We start from the raw sequence: 18236 nt of genomic DNA, 5'->3' as shown, positions 1-18236 counted from the left end.
CACAATCAAGCCTGCCGCGCCGAGAACGGGCAGATATTGTGTGTTGCGTGGAAAGGCTTGTCCGGTTTCGGCGAGGAAGCCAAGGCCAACGCAAAGACCGGCGACCACTCGGCGCGGGCTTTCAAACAGTGACCTGATACATGCGTTGAAATCGAAAATGATAATTACAATTCGGTGTCGCCTATTTCGGACATTCAAGCCTGGCGCGGCATCGACGGCAAACCAATGTCCATAAGTGGCGACATTGCAGCAGCATGTCCTTAACCTCCCCAGGAAAAGGCCACTCTTTCATTTCTTGCGGTGACAACCGACCTGCAATCGTCCAGCCTCACCAGATTGCAGGTATGGCTTTCGAGGCGGGATACCAGTCGGATCGCCGAGTGAGGCTTCAGAGAGCTCGCAGGCGCTCCTGGTGTAACACCAACCGGCTCGGTGCACACAAGCTGTTGACAAAGCGGGCGTGAGAGAGGGCGGGCGCAGAAACGGCCGGAATGATGGGACAACACAGATGAAGCGGATTCGAATAAGGGGGTGGGATGGAGAGCATTGAATCTTTCGAGCGGCTCGGTTTGGCACTGGCTATCGGCGCAGTCGTCGGCGTAGAGCGCCACTGGCGGGAGCGCGATGAAGGTGCGGGAAAGCGAACTGCCGGAATCCGCACCTTCATGATCGTCGGCATGCTCGGCGGTCTTTCGGGCCTGATTGAACAGACGCAATCCGCGCAGCCGGCGCTATACGGCCTCGTCGTCGTCGCCATGTTCGCGATCTTTAGCGCCATCTTCGCCCTCTATCAGTTTCGGGAATCGATCGTGGAAGGCGATTACAGTGTCACCACCGTCGTCGCAGCCATGGCAACCTTTGCGCTGGGATCCCTCGCCGTGCTTGGTAATGCGCGGCTGGCAGCAGCCGGCGGCGTTTCGCTCGTGGCAATCCTGGCCAGTCGCGAGATATTGCATCGGTTCGTTCGGGCTCTGAGTTGGAACGAGCTGCGATCGGCCATCGTTTTCCTTGCAATGGCTGTCATTGTCTTGCCGATCCTGCCCACTGCTCCGCTCGGCCCGTTTGGCGGCATTTCTCCCTCCGGCACTTGGCAATTGGTAGTCCTTCTCGCAGGCATCTCCTTCCTGGGATATGTGGCCGTCAAGGCGTTCGGCCAGGTTCGCGGCGAACTCGTCGCGGGAGCAGTCAACGGCCTGGTATCGTCAACCGCGATTGCCGTCACGAATGCCCGTCTCAGCCTTACCGGACAGTCCGCAGCACTGTTGGTTGCCGGCGCAACGGCCGCAAACGCCGTCTCGTACCTCAAGGTGCTTTTTTACATCGCCATCCTTGCGCCGCCGATCGCCGTGCGCCTCGGCCCCTCCCTAGTTGCCGCCGCCCTCGTGATGGCCGGTTTCTCACTGCTCTTTGCGCGGAAGGACACTGCCGGGCACACTGAACACCGCACACGAAACCCGTTCGAATTGCTTTCCGTTTTGAAAACTGCGCTCCTTCTCGTTGCCGTAGGGTTCTTCGCACGGGCGGCCGCGGCCTGGTTCGGGCAATCTGGCTTGCTTGTCGTCTCAACGCTCTCTGGGCTTGCAGATATTGATGCCATCACTGTTACAATTGCCGGCATCCTTGACAGCATAGGAGCTGAATTTACGGCAACGGCTCTCGGGGCAGCCATCATCGCCAATACGGTGGCAAAAACCGCATACGCTTTAGTCTTGGGCGGTCGCGCATACAGTGGCCGCTTTGTATTGGCCAGCGCCAGCGCGCTCGTCGCTGGCATCGTCGTGTTCGAAACAACACCGATGATGGAGTGGCTTCTGATGGAACACTTGCCGTAATAGCGACCAAGCTGCGAATCGGCTCTAAAGATTCACCCCATTGATGCCGGCGATAACTTTTTGGAAATGCAGTAAAAATTGAGAGAGGAGTGGTGGCATCCCCGCGCTGCTCCCAATCCCAACTTTGGCGCGAATTGGGAAAGCAGATCAATATGTTGGGTTCCGCGCGTAAGGGGTCAACGTTCGGATCCGATTCACACCCTGCACCTGGTCGCAACTCTCACGGGTCAGAAACGCAAGCTGATCTGTCGTTTCAACACCCTCAGCGACAATAGGCAAATTCAGGCCACGCCCGAGCCCGATAACTGCCCGTATGATCGCCGCTGACGAGGACTGTCCGATATTGTGAACGAACGATTGATCTACCTTGATCTTGTCGAATGGAAAGGATTGCAGATAGGAGAGCGATTAATAACCGGTCCCGAAATCATCAATCGCGATCCGCACCCCAAGCGACTTGAGGCGCCCAAGCGTCGAGATCACGCGCTCAAGGTCGCGATGATGCGGTCGGCGAGAACCGCCGCGGAGGCAGCGTCAACTTCTGCCAAAACCATAAATTCGTCGCCTCCAAAGCGGGCAACAAAAGCACTATCCGCAGCCACGCAAAGGCGTTTGGCTGCCGTGAGCAGAACAACGTCCCCAATATTGTGACCGAACAAATCGTTGACCTCTTTGAACCGATCCAGATCGAGGTATAGGACCGCAAACTGTGATCCTTCCACGCCGTGCTGTTTAAGCAAACCGTCGAGTTTCCGATTTTGCGCGGCACGGTTCGGCAGTTCAGTCAACGAGTCGTGCAGTGCCAAATGCGCTATTTGTCGCTAGGCATTCCGGTGTTCGGTAATATCCTCATGCGTCGAGACCCAACCACCATCGGACAGTTTCTCGTGGTGCACGCGAATGACCTGGCCGGACTTCAGCTCCGCCAACCAGTCCTGAGATAATTTGAATGTACTATTTCTCTAATACACCCGCAGCCGTTGCACAGTTCGCATGAACATGATGAGCACGCTCTGCAAGTTCCGGTGGCAGGCAAAAACCGCGAGTTCACGGCCGAATTAGCGCGTAAGCGAACTGGAACGGTTAACGATCAGCTCGTCACTTTGAATGGCTGTTACCGACTCCATACGGGCAAAGAAAGAACGGATCCGGTCAGTCTAAGGCGTCTGAGACTTCCGGCGCGTTCATGGGGGTCCCGAAACCAATAGATCGCCGTATCAGCAACTGCTGTTATCCTCTTGGCATTTGATAGAATCACTACCCTCTTCCTGCGGCTCCATCTGCTGTTGTGGTATCAGTTTTGCCGGTGGAACTTTATGTGAATTTCCCTCACTTTCTGCGGGCAAGATGTTGTTCTTTTGAAGCAAATCTCCAGGATCGTCCGAAGAATCATCCCGATTATTGTCGTGGTTGATTTCTTCTACAATGCCCATATCTCGTCGCTGCACGCTACCGAAATGATCTTCACTGCCACGCGGTGTAGTCATATCTGGCCCTTTGTCATTCGATAGTCCATATTCTTCATCGGGCTTAGACGAAATGCCATTCGGTTCGGCGGCGACCGGGGTTGTCTCGTCCACTTTGGATATGACATCGTCATCTGTCGTCCGCGCCAAGGTCCGTGGAATGAGAATTGTGTCTTCTGGTATCGCCGGTATATCGATCTCAGTTAAATTTTCTTGCGGCAGAGATTCGTATTCGACACGGATCTCATCTGCCATATTGTAGATCGTCTGATAGGTAATCTCCTGATTGACCTCAATCTGGTTGATCTCGACCAACGGACCTTCGACAACGACCGGCTCGTCATACCACACCGAACTACGCCCTTCGTAATATCCGTCGTAGAAGCCGTCCCAATAGGAACGCCAGATGTAGAATTCCGGGATGACCGGTTCGAGATACGCATAATATGTTGGATAATAGACTCGTGTGGTGTAAGCGAGTGCATCGAAAGAGCCCGCCACCATTGTCAGTGTGAGCAGCATATGTTGGTAAGTCCGGTCGTCATCAGGTCGGCTATCGTAGTAGGCGAGGTCCTGTCTCAGTCGTGCCATTTGTCGCTGAAGCGTCGCATTTGCGGAAACCTGACCTTCCAGCGACGAAACGCGTTTTTGCAGAGCGGTCACCTTCTCACGTAGAGCTCGAACTTCGGCCCTGCTTACTGTCTTGGTTTGATTGCCTGACGTTGAGAGTACATACCGGGAAGAATAGGTTTTCCATGCAGCGTTCAGATAGCGCATGCCTTGTGCAGCCTGCCTGTTTTGCGCTGGCGTTAAGGCATATAGCGTCTGCAACTCACCGATAGCCCTTGATAGGCTGCCGGTGGCATCGGCAATGGCCTTGCTGCTGTGGGTCGCAAGCGCATCCTCCAGTCGCTGGTTGGCACGTGCCGCACGGGTCACACCTTCGAGAACGTTGGTAGCACTTCGGTGTCGGATGCCGAAGGTTTCCTTGTAGCTCCCCGCGATCATCCCGAATGACACACGCAAATCCAACAGTAGCCCTTGGGCATTTCGTTTGGTCGGAAGCGCGGCAACAGCGGAAGATGCAAGGCTTACTTGAGTGATATAGGCCGCTGCGGCAATCGGTATCGAACTAGCCGCCTGAGCGGAAATCGTGAGTATCAAACTGCCTGATGCAATTTTGTTCAGTATCGAAGTTATGAACATATTGGAAAACCCATATTTGTGCCTTCGAACGCGCTTGCAGGTTTCATGCCCGCGTTCGAGCGAGCCACCGCTGCAATACTTTCAAGGTCGATTCTGATGAGGAAGGGGGCCGAAAGCTCCGGAAAAGCTCCACCTCGGTAAACTAGAACCGCGGCTCTATCTTGGCCAACCGAAACCAAGCTTCCTATGATTGCCACCGCAGACAGCAGTGTCATCGCACGCAATCACGTGCTCTGCGAAGGCGACCTCAGGCGCGCGCCGATCTGTTTTCTGAATACCGTATTCGTCACGATAAACATCATCGATCACTCGTGGATAAATTGCTGCAGTAACCGTGTCTTTCCCGCGTTTGCATTTCGGTCTCAGTGCACGAGTCTGCAACCGGAGTATTTCGCATCTTGGCAATGTACGCCAAATGGGGGCTAAATGGCCCTCTTACATGCGTTGGTCGAACAATCAACATCGACAAAACGATGGCAAATAGCGCGGCCACGTAAATGATGGCTGGCACAAAGCGAAATGGCGTCTGCATATTGTGTTCCTTCGGTTACTATCGAACGTCGAAGAGACGGATCGTCGTCGGACCTTGATCGGCGCCAATTCGCAAATTGGCACCCTGAGCGTTCGCATGCCACACGCCTGCCGGGGTCACTTGGAGCAAGGACCTGTTTCCGATTTCCTTGTTTGGGCTTAACGGCGACTGGTTTGTTCGATGGTGTCTGAAAATGTGAAAAGGCCCGCATCTATGTGTTGGTCGAATGACCAACATCATCAGAAAGATGGCAAACAGCGCGGACGCATATATGACGACTGGCATAAAGCGAAACAGCGTCTGCATATTGTATTCCTTCAGTTGCTATCGAATGTCGAAGAGACCTGCCCTCGCGCGCGATTGTCAAAAGACCGCTCGGTCGGATGAGCTAGAACCTTGCTTCCGGTTGCCTTGTTTTGCCTCGATGGTGGCTGATATACTCCATAGTGCCTGAAAATCCCGTGAGGGCGTTGTCAGGGAATTGTCAGCTTCGTTCGTCTAAGCTCACCACTCGAGCGGCTTTGACGGCGTAGGGAGATGTATGTGCGTTTTCGGTCCCTAAGAGCCTTCACGTGTTTCACTGCGGTTGCCCTTGCACTGCATCTTCCGGCTGTCGCGCACGCACAGGAAACCGCCAGGGCGGCGAAAGGCGTTCACTACATCGAAGTTGCTGACAGCGGCGGTGGTTCGGAAGGTTCCTCTGGCCAAGATCCCGATGCTGGGGCATCGAATCCGGACTCAAGCAATGGCGACACCGATTCCGATGATTCCGACGGCGGCGAGTCGTCCGGTCCCGAAGGATCCGGGCACAATGGGACCGACGATAGATTTAACGGACCGAATGGCGCTTTGGAAGCTGTTCAAAGCGATCGAGCCCTTCCGTTAGACGGCATCGTCACAATCGCCCGACAACTGACCAACGGGCAGATCATTGATGCGCGCCTGCATGCCGTGAAAGGTGTTCTGCAGTACGAGTTGAAAGTACTTGAAACTGACAATGAAGTGCGCCGCTATTCTTTCAATGCCCGCACGGGAAAACTGCTCAAGGTGAGATAAATATGCGGATACTCGTTGCTGAAGATGATCGCCGCATCGCAGAGTCGCTTGGCATTGCGTTGTCGACCGCCGGCTTCGTCGCGGAATATGCCACAGATGGAGAGGACGCCTGGTTCCGCGGCGAGACTGAAACATTCGATGCGGTGATCCTTGACCTCGGTCTTCCGACCCTGGATGGCTTGACGATCCTTAAGCGTTGGCGCCGCGCTGGACGTAACGCGCCCGTATTGATTCTGACAGCGCGCGGACAGTGGGACGAGCGGGTCGAGGGGATCGAATCCGGCGCTGACGATTACGTGGCAAAGCCTTTTCGTATGGAGGAAGTACTGGCGCGTGTCCGAGCGATTATCCGCCGGGCCGGTGGTCTTGCGTCATCGCAGATCGAAATCGGCGAGCTCATGCTCGACACGCGGATGAGACAGGTATCTCGGGCGGGCGTTCCGATCGTACTTACACCACAGGAATACCGGCTGCTCGCCTTCATGGCACATCAGGGCGGTCGCGTCGTCTCACAGCTCGAGATAGCCGAACATCTCTATGCGCAGGACTTCGAAGGCGGCTCGAACGCGGTCGAGGTGCTTATTGGCCGCCTGCGGAAGCGACTGGGCGCCGATATTATCGCAACACGTCGCGGCTTTGGGTACGTCCTCGATAGGAATAATCCTTGAGAATTCAGTCTTTACGGGTTCGTCTGATACTGGGAGCAGGCGTCTGGATCGCCGTCGCGCTGGTTTTGGCGGGCGTAACTATCGGGTATCTGTTCACAAAGAACGTCGAACGCGGCGCTTCTGCAGATTTGTCGGCGACGATGTCGCGCCTTATCGCCCTGATCGATCCGGACGCGCGTGGTACGGCGCCAGTGCTTACCGGCACTTTGCCTGATCCACGCTACGATACGCCGATTAGTGGTCTCTACTGGCAGATCACAGATTTGGGCACCGAGCAGACCATCCGCTCTCGCTCGCTTTGGGATGATGTCCTAAGGGTCGGCTTCCCCGGCGAGGGCGGGCAACTCTCAACCGCACGGGGGCCTGTCGGACAATCGTTACTCGCCTTTTCCTTGACGGCTCGCTTTCCGAAAGCCAAAAGCGAGCGCCGTTATCAGGTCATCGTCGCTCAAGACCGGTCGATTCTCGACGAGGCGATCGCCCGCTTTGGGCGGGAGCTGGCCGTGGCGCTCCTAATCCTTGGTGTCGTCTTGGTACTGGCCGCCATCCTGCAAGTGCGGTTCGGCCTATCGCCGTTCAGGAGGTTGCGTCAGGATATCGAAGCCATCCGCAAGGGCATTGCTTCCTCGATCGAGGCTGCCTATCCGCTGGAAGTAGTTCCTGTCGTCAGCGAAGTAAACGCTCTCCTTGCCCTGCAGCAGAAATCAATGGATTTTGCACGGTCGCGTGCTTCGGATCTTGCACACGGACTAAAAACTCCGCTCGCGGTGCTTGGCACCATTGCCTATCAGCTCGAAGAAGGCGGCGACGCGCGCGGCGCAGCCTCGATCATTGACCTGACGAACGAGATGCGTGATCGGATCGATTACCAGTTGCGTCTCGTCCGGCTGCGTCAACGCACTCGGATGCATGCCCTCAGCGCATCCTTGAGCAGCGTCGTCCCCCGAGCGGTCGCGGTGCTGAAGAAAACACGCGCCGGCGAACATCTCGACTGGGCGGTCGATGTCATCGATGGTCTAAACGTCGATATCGACGCAAACGATCTCATCGAGCTTGTCGGCGTGATACTGGAGAACGCCGCCCAATGGGCAAACTCGCTTATCTGCATTCAGGCTAAGGATGACGCGACGGCCGTCGAATTGCAGATATCCGACGATGGTCCGGGCATTCCACCGTCCGCTCTCAGCTCGATCGGTCAACGCGGCAGACGCTTCGATGAAACAGGCACAGGCCTTGGCCTGGCGATCGCGTGCGAGATTGTCTCCCTCAACAACGGAACGATTGCCTTCGAACGATCCAAATACGGCGGCCTCGAGGTCGTAATTCGCTTGCCCGTCGCTACACCTGAGGAACCGTGGCAGCGTAAACTTAATGCTTGGCAGTAAATATCTGGATTGGTGCGCTGAGCCGTTCATGAGCGAAAAGATAGATCGCGATATTTTTCCTTGCCACTCCCCAAGGTAAAGACGTACCTCGGGAAGATCAGTATCGGAAAAGCGATCGCTGCACAGCAGTTAGTTGGCCACAAGACTTTTTGAGAAGCGGTTTATGGCCGGCTAAGTCCGCGTCTTGCGGTAGGGAGCGGAAATACAGGGTACAATGATCAAATCGGAACTCGTACATATTATCGCGTCTCGCAATCCGCGCCTCTACCCCAGCGACGTGATGCGGATTGTTGAGACGATTATCGACGAGATTGTCGGGACACTGGCGGAGGGCGGAAGGGTCGAACTGCGAGGCTTCGGCATATTTTCTGTCCGCCACCGGCCACCACGTTCGGGGCGCAATCCGTCAACAGGCAAGGCTGTCTTCGTAGAAGAAAAATGGGTGCCTTTCTTCAGAGCGAGTAAGGAGATGCAGGATCGCTTGAATCCAAAGATAGACGTTCGGCACGCACGGGTACGTCGTCCACCGGAAGAGGGCTAGGGAGCTTTCTCGGCATTTGTGCCAGTCCCCGCACGCCGGATAGCAAATTTCATCGGCTGATATGAAGTTGCCGGATTTTTGCTGCTTAATCCGTCCGATTATCGGGGCGCCGGGACCTTCTTCGTCTTTGCCAGAATTCTCGCTCCTCTTCTTCCGTGATGAAGCCATCAGGTTCCGGAGCCGATGGTTCCTCGTCTTCGGGATAACCTGCCTCCAGGAAACTCTCAGCCTCTAGGTAGGCGTAGGCTCCAGGTCGCAGTTCTACCTCCAAGATGTGCACTGCAACTTCACCGGAATACTCCGAAATCGGCTCGGCATAGGAATAGGTTGCCCAGGGGAAAAGGGTAGTCATCACGTCATGAAGACTATGCGCGCGAAGATGATAGTCGATCCGCACATCCGGCTCTTCCTCCCGGCCTTCGCCGATATAGATGCGGAGATTGCAGAAGATCGCAGTCGTGTCACCCCACTCGTCCCAGACAAAAAATGTCGTCTGATCCCGTATTTCCTGCATCAGTGCGTGATCAAGCGCAAAGGCGGAGCGCATCAAGGACTCGGGATCCGTCGCTATGGTCTCCTCGAAGCAGAGCCGGGCGGAGGCGTCGAGCACATTGGTCGCCGGAATGACGATCGACCATTCCGCGTCCGTTACCTCGCACAACCGCTCCTCAACCTGTTGCCAGAGCATCAGGCCGCTTTCAGAATCGACGATGATCACCCAGACCGGTAGTGAATGCCTTGTCCAGTAATCGAGGTTTTTCTTCTCTCCGCGATGGGTATGATCGCCATGCCTCCGGCTCGTGGGCGATACGGATCTGATTTGCAACGGCAAAAACCGGCCTGTCGGCCGGCCGTCATCAAGGATTTCGGCGCGCGCATCGATGCCGGTGTCCGAACTTGACAACCTACGGAAAGCCCATTTGAAATCCCGAAGAAAAACCTTCTCGACAGCGTCGATGGCAAGGCGGACGGCGGGATCCGTCTCATGGTCATGCAGCTTCTTGCCGCGCAGCTGCAGTGGCGGTGGCGGAAAAATCCAGCGTCGAACGGCCGCGATCAGAGCGTCTATTGCGATAAATCCAGCCCGGAGAAGTCGAACCATTGAAGCTCGCCGTCACGAAGCGCGGCCTCCCGTGTTCACATGTTCAAGCAAAGCAAGAAGACCTCTGAGGATATCCGTCGGCGACGGTGGGCAGCCTGGGATGTGGAGATCGACAGGTACGACCTTCGAAACCCCGCCGATGATGGCGTAGCTGCCCGCAAAACAGCCGCCGTCGCGCGCGCAATCACCAAGCGCGACAACCCACTTGGGGGCCGGCGTAGCATTGTACGTCCGCTCCAGAGCTTCGTGCATGTTTTTGGTTACCGGGCCGGTTACGAGCAGCACGTCTGCATGCCGCGGTGAGGCGACGAAACGGATGCCGAAGCGCTCCATATCGTAGAAGGCGTTGCTCAACGCGTGCATCTCCAACTCGCAACCGTTGCATGATCCGGCATCGATGGCGCGGATCGAGAGGCTGCGGCCGAGACGCCGGCGGGATGCCGCGTCGATGGCGGCGGAAAGTTCTTCTATCGCTGCATCCGAGAGGTGCGGCGCCGGTTCGGTCAGCGGCAGGTGGAGCAGGCTTTCGAAGAGGAGCTTTCGCATGGGGTCCTGCCTTCAAAGATCATGACCAGAATAGGAGCAGTTGAAAGACTTGTTGCAGAGCGGGAAGTCGGCGACGATGTTGCCTTCGATCGCTGCCTCCAGGAGCGGCCACTGGAACCAAGATGGATCGCGCAGGTGGCAGCGTTCGATGATGCCCTCCGGTGTGAGCCGCAGCCAGACCAGCACATCACCGCGAAATCCCTCGACGAGGGCCAGACCTTCGCGGCTTTCGCTAACGAAGGGTACAGCGGTGAGGACTGGGCCTTTCGGAAGCTGGTCGAGAATTTGCTCGGCTAGCGACAGGCTCTGTTCGACCTCCCGAATACGGATCCAGACACGGGAGTTGACATCGCCGTCGTCAAGCACTGGAACATCAAAGATCAGATTATCGTAGGGTGGGTAGCGCAGGGCCCACCGGGCGTCAAAACTGCGTCCCGAGGCCCGCCCGACATAACCACCTGCTCCATATTCACGGGCCATATCAACGCGCAGCTTGCCCGTGCCGACCGTCCGGTCTTGCAGCGAGGCAGTGTTGTCGTAGAGTTCCACCAGGGCCGGGAATCGGCGGCGGATTTCGGCCAACAGGTTCCGCAAGCCGACCAGCCCGGTGTCGCCGAGGTCGATCGCGACGCCGCCGGGCGCGATGCGGTCACGCATCAAACGGTGGCCAAAGGCGGCATCGGAGGCACGCAGTACGCGTTCGCGCAGCACGCCGCAATGAGCCAGCATCAGCGGAAAAGCGGCGTCGTTGCAGATGGCGCCGATATCACCGAGATGGTTGGCGAGCCGCTCCAGTTCGGCCATCAGAGCGCGCAGCCAAACCGCCCTGGGCGGAACTGCGAGTCCCAGGGCCGCCTCCACAGCCCGCGCAAAGGCATAGGCGTAGGCCACGGTGCTATCGCCGGATATTCGCCCGGCAAGCTGCGCTCCACGGACGAGGTCCGCGCCGGCCATCAGCGCCTCGATGCCCTTATGGGTATAGCCCAACCGTTCCTCAAGTCGGACGACGGTCTCGCCGTTAGCTGTGAAGCGAAAATGTCCCGGCTCGATGATGCCGGCATGCACCGGACCGACCGGGATCTGATGCAAGCCGTCGCCCTCGGCCGGCAAAAAGGTATAGGGAGCGGTCTTCGACGATGGAACGCCACGCTTTCCCATAGGATAGTGCAAATTCCATCGATCGTGATCGAGCCACGGCCGGTTGTCCGGCAAACCCCACTGTTCGAGCCCGGTTAAATCACGGATCGCCCGCTCGGGCTTAAGCGCCGGCGGATGCAATCGCGCGATGGAAGGATAGCCGGCGCTGTCCAATCCTTCCAGGCTGAGGACGCCGATCGTGCCAGCCGGTTCATCGAGCAAGGCCATATGAACTGCGTTTCCTTCGCCCCAAAGACCGAGCAGGACCAGACGTCCTTCGGACAGAGCCTGTGCCGCCGATGTCCATGCATCCGCATCCGCGACGGCGCGTGGCCACGGAGCATGGTGCGGAACGGAACGCCCTTTCTCGAGGATATCACTGAGCGTCGACATCTCCCCCCCAATCATCGAAGAAGGTTGGCGATATGCTGGAACCAGGCCACCAGCTCTGACGGCAGATAGACGCCGGCGACCAGCACCAGCGCGAGGTGGGCATACATCGGCACATAGGATGCCTCGGCAGGCGCCCTGCTGCCGCGCGGCTGCCCGAAGACGGCCCCTGTCAGCCGCAGCAGCAGCGCGCCGAACGCGACCAGCAATCCGAAGACGAGCGGAATGGCCAGCAGCGGGTGCTTTGCGAAAGCCGAGCTGACGATCAGGAACTCGCTCATGAACACCCCTGCCGGCGGCAGTCCGGCGATAGCAACGACGCCGGTGAGCAGGCCCCAGCCGAGCCCCGGATGCGTTTCGGTCAAACCGCGGATGGCAGACAGTCTTTGCGTGCCCTTGACCTGGGCAATGTGGCCGACGGCAAAAAAGATCGCCGATTTGGTCAGCGAATGCATGACCATGTGCAATAGCCCGGCAAAATTGGCGATCGATCCCCCGAGGCCAAAGGCAAAGACGATGATACCCATGTGCTCGATCGAAGAGTAGGCGAACAGACGCTTGATATCGCGGCGACGGTAGAGCATGAAAGCCGCGAAAATCAGCGATGCGAGCCCCATCGTCATCATCAGCGGCCCAGGCGCAAGAGCTTCGGGATTGGCCGACAGCAGCATCTTGAAGCGCAGAACTGCATAGAGCGCGACATTCAGCAGCAGGCCGGACAGGACCGCCGAGATTGGAGTCGGTCCCTCGGCATGCGCGTCCGGCAACCAGGCATGCAGTGGCGCTAGACCGATCTTGGTGCCATATCCAAGCAGCAGAAAGACGAAGGCGACGTTAAGAAGCGCCGGATCGAAGGCGGAGGCGTGATCGATTAGGATGGTCCAAACCATCGCGTCATAACCTTCACCGACGACCGGCTGCGCCGCCAGATAGACAAGAATGGTGCCGAACAGCGCAAAGGCGATGCCGACGCTCCCCAGAATGAAATATTTCCAGGCGGCTTCGAGCGCCTCGTGCGTGCGGTAGATCCCGACCATCAACACGGTGGTGAGCGTCGCAAGCTCGACTGCGACCCACATCAGACCGATATTGTTCGATACGAAAGCGAGATTCATGCCGAACATCATGATCTGATACATGGCGTGGTAAAAACGAAGGTTGGCAGGCGTCAGCCGGCCGGTTTCCAATTCATGCGCGATGTAGCTGGCGCTGAATATGCTGGTAGTAAACCCCACGAAGGTGTTGAGGACGATGAAGACAATATTGAGATCGTCGACAATCAGATATTGTCCCGGTGTCGGCCGTTCGGTGACGAACAGGGAAAGAGCGGCGAGCAAGGTCAGCAGGCTTGCGAACACATTCAGCCGTGCAGTCATCCGATAGCCGGGCAGGAAGGCCAGGAGGACGGCTGCCACAATCGGTATCACGAGAACGGCAGTCACGGCATCGAAGGTCAGAACAGAGGAAAACGCGATCATTTGCGCCTCCTCCCCTTGAAGTCATCGAGCGCCCGAACATCGACCGTGTCGAACCGCTCTCGGATGCGAAACAGAAAGACGCCAATAACGATGAAGGCGATCAGGATCGAGAAAGCGACGCTGATCTCGACGACCAGCGGCATGCCCTTGGCGCCGGTCGCGGCAAGCACCAGCCCGTTTTCGAGCGACATGAAGCCGACGACCTGGCTGACGGCATTGCGGCGGGTGACCATGATCAGCAGCCCAAGCAACAGCACCGACAATGCGAAGGCGAGATCCTCCCGCGCCAAAGGATCCGCCTCCGGCGTTACCCGCAACATCACCACAGTCGCCAAGGCGACCAAGCAGATGCCGGCGAGCATTGTTGGGCCGATGCCGACGACGGTCTCGATCTCGCGGTGAATGCCGAGTTGGCGAATCATGCGATGGAGCACCACAGGAATGACGATAGCCTTGAAGACCAGCGCGATCGCGGCCGTGACATAGAGATGCGGAGCGTCCTGGACGAAAGCTTGCCAGGCCACCGACAGGGTCAATAGCAATGAGTGCAGCGCGAACACGTTGAGCAGCGCATAGAGGCGGTCCTGATAGAGCATCATCATGCTGACCAGCACCAGGCCGCCGGCGAGCATATGAGCGATGTCAAAGACCGGTCCATTCATCACAGGCTCCTCGAGACGAATCGCAGCAAGGTGGCGAGCAGGCCGAGCATGAGTGCTGCGCCCAGGAATTCCGGCACCCGAAAGACCCGCATCTTAGCGGTCGCGGTCTCGAACAAGGCAAGGAGGACGCCGGCGGCCGCGAGCTTGACGAGATAGGCGAGCAGGCCCGCCAGATAGGCCACTGGCGCCTCCCCCAGTACGGCGAGTTTCCATGGAAGGAACATGCAGGCGATTAGCGAGATGTAAAGCAGGAGCTTCAGGGATGCCGCCAGCTCGATCATCGCGAGGTGCCGTCCTGAATATTCGAGCACCATGGCTTCATGTACCATGGTCAACTCCAGATGAGTTGCGGGGTTGTCAACGGGGATACGGGCATTTTCGGCAATCGCGACCATGACGAGAGCGATCAAGGCGATTGCCAGCGAAACGCGCAGCCCCACCTGCGGGGAGGTCATGAAAGCGGCGATGCTCGAAAGCTGGGTCGAGCCCGCGATCAGGGCGAGCGTGAAAATGATCAGCAGCATCGACGGTTCCGCGAGGGTTGCGATCATCGCCTCACGGCTCGATCCGATACCGCCAAAGCTGGTGCCGACGTCCATGCCGGCGAGCGCCAGAAAGAAACGGGCGCTGCCAAGCAGCGCGATAATGGCAATCAAATCCGCCGTCCAGCTGAAGATGAGGCCGGTGGCGAAAGTCGGGACGATGGCAGCTGCGATCCAGGTTACGGCGAAGATCAGATAGGGCGTCACCCGAAACAACCATGACGCATTCTCGGCCAGCACCACTTCCTTGCGCAAAAGCCGAAGGATGTCCCGATAGGGCTGGATCATGGAAGGCCCTTGCCGACGCAGCAAGCGCGCCTTGATCAGGCGGATGAAACCGGTCAGCAGTGGTGCGAGCAGCACGACGAGCGCCATTTGGAAAGCTTGGATGATGAGAGCGGAGATCACGACCATAACGCTAGCACCACCAGCAGGAAGACGAGCGTGAGGAAAACCAGACTCAGATAACGCCGGATCGTAAGAAATTGCAGGTGGTTGAGCTTCTCGGCGGTAAAGCCGACGGCGCCGGTGATCGGCAGGTAGAGCCATTCCCAGATCAAATCATGCGTCTCGACGGTAAAACGGGCCGGCCGGAGATCACCGGGCGCCGGCATGTCGACATTCTCGCGGGCGCGGAAAGCCAGCGTCCCAAAAACGCGCCGTATGGGTTGGGCGAAGCTGCCCGCCGTATATTGCGTTGCCGGGCTGATCTCGGGGAAGCCGCAATCCCACGCCGGTGCCCGGCGCAGCGCTCGTGAGGCATAGCGGTGAATGAGATAGGCCGTCAGCGACGCTGAGAAGAGGGTGAACAGGAATATCAGAAGGCCATTGTAGGAACTGCGGCTTTCGGCAATCGGCGCGATCGACAGCCATGGAATATCCACCTGCACCGGCATCCGGTCCCCAATTAACGACAGCGTTACGGGCGCAAGCCCGTCGATGACGATCCCCGGCAGGATGCCGGCGAGAAGGCACAGCGCGGCCAGCACAGACATCGCCGCGAGCGAGAAGCGGTCGATCTCCACCGCCTGCCCAGCCACGACTGTGCGAGGACGACCGAGGAAGGTCACGCCGTATGCCTTGACGAAGCAGGCGGCCACGAGCGCTGCCGACAGTGCGAGCAAACCGCCCACAGCCGGCACCAGTATCTTCAATCCCCATTGCGGCACGGCGGGGCTTTGCAGGATCGCTTGGAACGCCAGCCACTCGGACACGAAGCCGTTGAACGGTGGCAGCGCTGATATCGCGACGCTACCGACGAGGAAGGCGATGCTGGTGACCGGCATGCGATGGATGAGGCCGCCGAGCTTGTCCATGTCTCGCTCACCTGTCGCCGTCAGCACCGCACCGGCTCCGAAGAAGAGTAGGCTCTTGAAGAAGGAATGGTTGAGCACATGGAACAGTGCGGCCGTCAGTGCAAGCGCCGCCGCCAGCCCCATGCCGTTTGCCTTGAAGGCAAGCGCCAGTCCGAGGCTGACGAAGATCACGCCAATATTTTCGATGGTGCTGTAGGCGAGCAACCGTTTGAGATCGCTCTCCATCAGCGCTTGCAGGATGCCGAGCACCGCGGTGCCGCTGCCGATAGTCAGGACGACGATGCCTGACCACCACGTCGGCATGCCAAGCAGATCGAAGATCACCCGGATGAAACCGTAGACGGCGACCTTCGTCATGACCCCGCTCATCAAGGCGGAGACATGGCTTGGAGCAGCCGGGTGCGCCAGCGGCAGCCAGGCATGCAGCGGTACCAAACCAGCCTTGGAACCAGCACCGAGCAAAAGCAAGACGAGTACAAGGCCGGCTGTCAGTGGCGTATGTTCGGATATCCGCATCGCGGCGAAGTCGTAATTGCCACGAAGACCGGCAAGCAGGCCGAACGCAAGCAACAGGGTCAGCGTGCCGAAACTCGCCATGACGATATAGACGTAGCCGGCCCTCCGGTTGTCGGCGTCGTGATGATGGACCATCACCAGCGCCCAGGATACAAGCGACATGAACTCCCAAGAGATGAGGAAGGTGAAGGCATCGTCTGCCAGAATGACCAGGTTCATGCCGGCGAGGAAAGCCGGAAAGAACGGCAGCACGCGATGCGGCGCGTGTTCGTGACGACCATAACCAATGGCATAAAGAGCCGACATGACGCCACCAAGATTGACGACCATCAAGAAGAAGGCGGCAAGCGTATCGAGACGGAAATGGCTTCCCAGCCACGGCAGGCCAATAGGAAGGACAAGCACCGGTGCGTTCGTGGAAGGAAGACCTATGACAAGATATGCCAGTGCGGTTACAAAGGCGATCGCGGAGAAAACCAGGCTAGCGCTGTAAATGACTGGCGTGGATCGATTCGAGGAGGCGATCCGTACCGCCAAAGCCGCCGTCCCAAGCAACGCGGCCACACATGACAAAAGGACGGAAACCGGTGTCACGAGTTTGTCCTCGCTGCGGGCAAGGGCGCCGATGGTTCGGCCGTTCCGCTTTCGGATGGTTTCGTCTTCGACTTGAGCCTGACCCCTCGCCCGCCGTCGGTGCTTGCGGCTCCCTCGTTGATCACTTCGATGCCCGCGCCATCGAAGGCAGCCAGAAGGCGCATCAGGGAGTCGACGTTGCCGCGCACGACATCGGCACTCGCCTCCATTCGCTGGATTGTTGGAACCGAAATTCCCGCCAGTTCGGCCAGCTGGCGCTGGTCAATACCGAGAAGGGCCCGGGCGGCCCGCATCTGAGCGGCAGTAATCACGATTGAACCATCGTTTATCTTGCGCAAGCCCTGATAATTAAGGTCTATGATGTACCTATTGATGTTTAAAAGCAATATTTTGATGCATTGGCACCGTTTTGACACGAACCGCAGCTTGTTAAGAACCGGTTGTTGAGTTTCACAATGCTCCGACCGGTATTTCCACCCGGCGTTAACCCATCCAGTTGCCGAGAACCCGTTGACGAACACGCTACATCGAGATCAAAGAAGGTCATGGCGAAATGCAAAAATGGGTGAAATCGCGGCTCTGACTCACATTTGCTGCTGTTGCGGACGACGCTTTTGCTGATTCATCGGAGGATCAGCTTATGCAGCATCGTTTCGAGCGCGCGAGCCTTGCCCCTTACGGCCTTGCAGTAGATGATGTGAAGATTGTTGCGGACCGAGTTCAAATTCGGCTGCGATCGCGCCTTCGCTCGGGAAGTTGTCCGGACTGCGGGCGGCAAAGCCAGAGAGTTCAAAGTCGAAATGTGCGGCGACCCGCTGATCTCCCCCTCAGCGGCAGGCGAGTGGAATTGACGATCGTGGCGCGTCGGTTCTGGTGCGATGCCGTTCTGTGCGGTCGGCGCATCTTCTGCGAACAGTTCGATAATGGCGTGTTGGCACGTTACGGTCGGCGCACCCAGCGGTTGGAGACCATCGTCCACCACCTTGGTTTAGCGCTCGGCGGCAGACCGGCGGCAGCCTTTGCCGATCGTCTGATGGTGCCAGTGAGCAACGACACACTATTGCGGGTGGTTCGCCGCCGTATTGCCGATCAGAACGATGAACTCACCGTCATAGGCATTGATGATTTTGCCTTCAGGCGGGGCCAAACCTATGGGACGATCGTTTGCGATCTGGAGCGGCGGAAGCCTGTCACCCTGTTGCCGGATCGTGCGCTGGATACGTCTCGATCATGGCTTGCCGAGCACCAGTCGATCTCCATCGTCGCT

At 57.9% G+C, this 18236-nt stretch carries 15 protein-coding genes and 1 pseudogene; 6 read left to right on the top strand and 10 right to left on the bottom strand.

Annotated features, from left to right (window positions below):
- Window positions 1–536: 536 nt before the first annotated feature.
- Window positions 537–1832 carry an MgtC/SapB family protein gene (locus tag GA0061102_RS28710; RefSeq protein ID WP_092855565.1) on the top strand — a complete coding sequence of 432 codons (1296 nt, stop codon included), beginning with the start codon at window positions 537–539 and terminating at the stop codon, window positions 1830–1832.
- Window positions 1833–1979: 147 nt separating this feature from the next.
- On the opposite strand, the pseudogene GA0061102_RS33925 reads toward GA0061102_RS28710, so the two are convergent.
- Together GA0061102_RS33925 and GA0061102_RS28700 are read right to left on the bottom strand one after the other, a co-directional pair.
- Window positions 1980–2770, bottom strand: a pseudogene (locus GA0061102_RS33925) (EAL domain-containing protein); the annotation flags it as partial.
- 279 nt (window positions 2771–3049) lie between these two features.
- On the bottom strand, window positions 3050–4504 hold the full coding sequence (locus tag GA0061102_RS28700; protein WP_092855563.1) for a hypothetical protein: 1455 nt from the start codon (window positions 4502–4504) through the stop codon (window positions 3050–3052).
- Window positions 4505–5573: 1069 nt separating this feature from the next.
- On the opposite strand from GA0061102_RS28700, the gene GA0061102_RS28690 reads away from it, so the two are divergent.
- The 4 genes from GA0061102_RS28690 (at window position 5574) to GA0061102_RS28675 (ending at window position 8686) form a co-directional block, all read left to right on the top strand.
- A complete protein-coding gene (locus GA0061102_RS28690) occupies window positions 5574–6092 on the top strand; it encodes a PepSY domain-containing protein (protein ID WP_092855559.1) in 519 nt (172 codons plus the stop codon).
- Window positions 6093–6094: 2 nt separating this feature from the next.
- A complete protein-coding gene (locus tag GA0061102_RS28685) occupies window positions 6095–6760 on the top strand; it encodes a response regulator transcription factor (RefSeq protein WP_092855557.1) in 666 nt (221 codons plus the stop codon).
- The gene (locus tag GA0061102_RS28680; RefSeq protein WP_092855555.1) at window positions 6757–8145 is read left to right on the top strand and encodes a sensor histidine kinase; all 1389 of its coding nucleotides are present in this window, start codon (window positions 6757–6759) and stop codon (window positions 8143–8145) included. Before GA0061102_RS28685 ends, GA0061102_RS28680 begins: the two co-directional genes overlap by 4 nt.
- A 214-nt stretch (window positions 8146–8359) precedes the next feature.
- The gene (locus tag GA0061102_RS28675) at window positions 8360–8686 is read left to right on the top strand and encodes an integration host factor subunit beta (protein ID WP_092855553.1); all 327 of its coding nucleotides are present in this window, start codon (window positions 8360–8362) and stop codon (window positions 8684–8686) included.
- 85 nt (window positions 8687–8771) lie between these two features.
- On the opposite strand, the gene GA0061102_RS28670 is transcribed toward GA0061102_RS28675, so the two are convergent.
- From GA0061102_RS28670 to GA0061102_RS28635, 8 genes are read right to left on the bottom strand one after another with little or no spacing between them, the layout of a single operon-like run.
- The gene (locus tag GA0061102_RS28670) at window positions 8772–9788 is read right to left on the bottom strand and encodes a DUF4365 domain-containing protein (RefSeq protein WP_092855551.1); all 1017 of its coding nucleotides are present in this window, start codon (window positions 9786–9788) and stop codon (window positions 8772–8774) included.
- 12 nt (window positions 9789–9800) lie between these two features.
- Window positions 9801–10334, bottom strand: coding sequence for an NADH-quinone oxidoreductase subunit B family protein (locus GA0061102_RS28665; RefSeq protein ID WP_092855549.1), 534 nt, complete (start codon window positions 10332–10334; stop codon window positions 9801–9803).
- 12 nt (window positions 10335–10346) lie between these two features.
- Window positions 10347–11864 carry a hydrogenase large subunit gene (locus GA0061102_RS28660; protein WP_092855547.1) on the bottom strand — a complete coding sequence of 506 codons (1518 nt, stop codon included), beginning with the start codon at window positions 11862–11864 and terminating at the stop codon, window positions 10347–10349.
- Window positions 11865–11875: 11 nt separating this feature from the next.
- Window positions 11876–13339 (bottom strand): hydrogenase 4 subunit F, encoded by a 1464-nt coding sequence (locus GA0061102_RS28655; RefSeq protein WP_092855545.1) that lies wholly within the window; start codon window positions 13337–13339, stop codon window positions 11876–11878.
- Complete coding sequence (locus GA0061102_RS28650; protein WP_092855543.1) at window positions 13336–14001, bottom strand: hydrogenase-4 component E; 666 nt, start codon at window positions 13999–14001, stop codon at window positions 13336–13338. The genes GA0061102_RS28655 and GA0061102_RS28650 overlap by 4 nt, the downstream gene beginning before the upstream one ends.
- The gene (locus GA0061102_RS28645; RefSeq protein WP_092855541.1) at window positions 14001–14957 is read right to left on the bottom strand and encodes a respiratory chain complex I subunit 1 family protein; all 957 of its coding nucleotides are present in this window, start codon (window positions 14955–14957) and stop codon (window positions 14001–14003) included. Before GA0061102_RS28645 ends, GA0061102_RS28650 begins: the two co-directional genes overlap by 1 nt.
- The gene (gene hyfB / locus GA0061102_RS28640; RefSeq protein ID WP_092855539.1) at window positions 14948–16969 is read right to left on the bottom strand and encodes a hydrogenase 4 subunit B; all 2022 of its coding nucleotides are present in this window, start codon (window positions 16967–16969) and stop codon (window positions 14948–14950) included. Before hyfB ends, GA0061102_RS28645 begins: the two co-directional genes overlap by 10 nt.
- Window positions 16966–17280 (bottom strand): helix-turn-helix domain-containing protein, encoded by a 315-nt coding sequence (locus tag GA0061102_RS28635; protein WP_342588053.1) that lies wholly within the window; start codon window positions 17278–17280, stop codon window positions 16966–16968. Before GA0061102_RS28635 ends, hyfB begins: the two co-directional genes overlap by 4 nt.
- 329 nt (window positions 17281–17609) lie before the next feature.
- Here GA0061102_RS28635 and GA0061102_RS28630 point away from each other — a divergent pair.
- A partial coding sequence (locus GA0061102_RS28630) for a transposase family protein (protein WP_139115117.1) occupies window positions 17610–18236 on the top strand: 627 nt, incomplete at its 3' end.

Source organism: Martinezella miluonensis (genome assembly GCF_900094545.1).
In the GTDB taxonomy this organism is placed as follows: domain Bacteria; phylum Pseudomonadota; class Alphaproteobacteria; order Rhizobiales; family Rhizobiaceae; genus Rhizobium; species Rhizobium miluonense.
The sequence above is the reverse complement of the archived record's forward strand: the minus strand, read 5'-3'. Positions and strand labels throughout refer to the sequence as shown.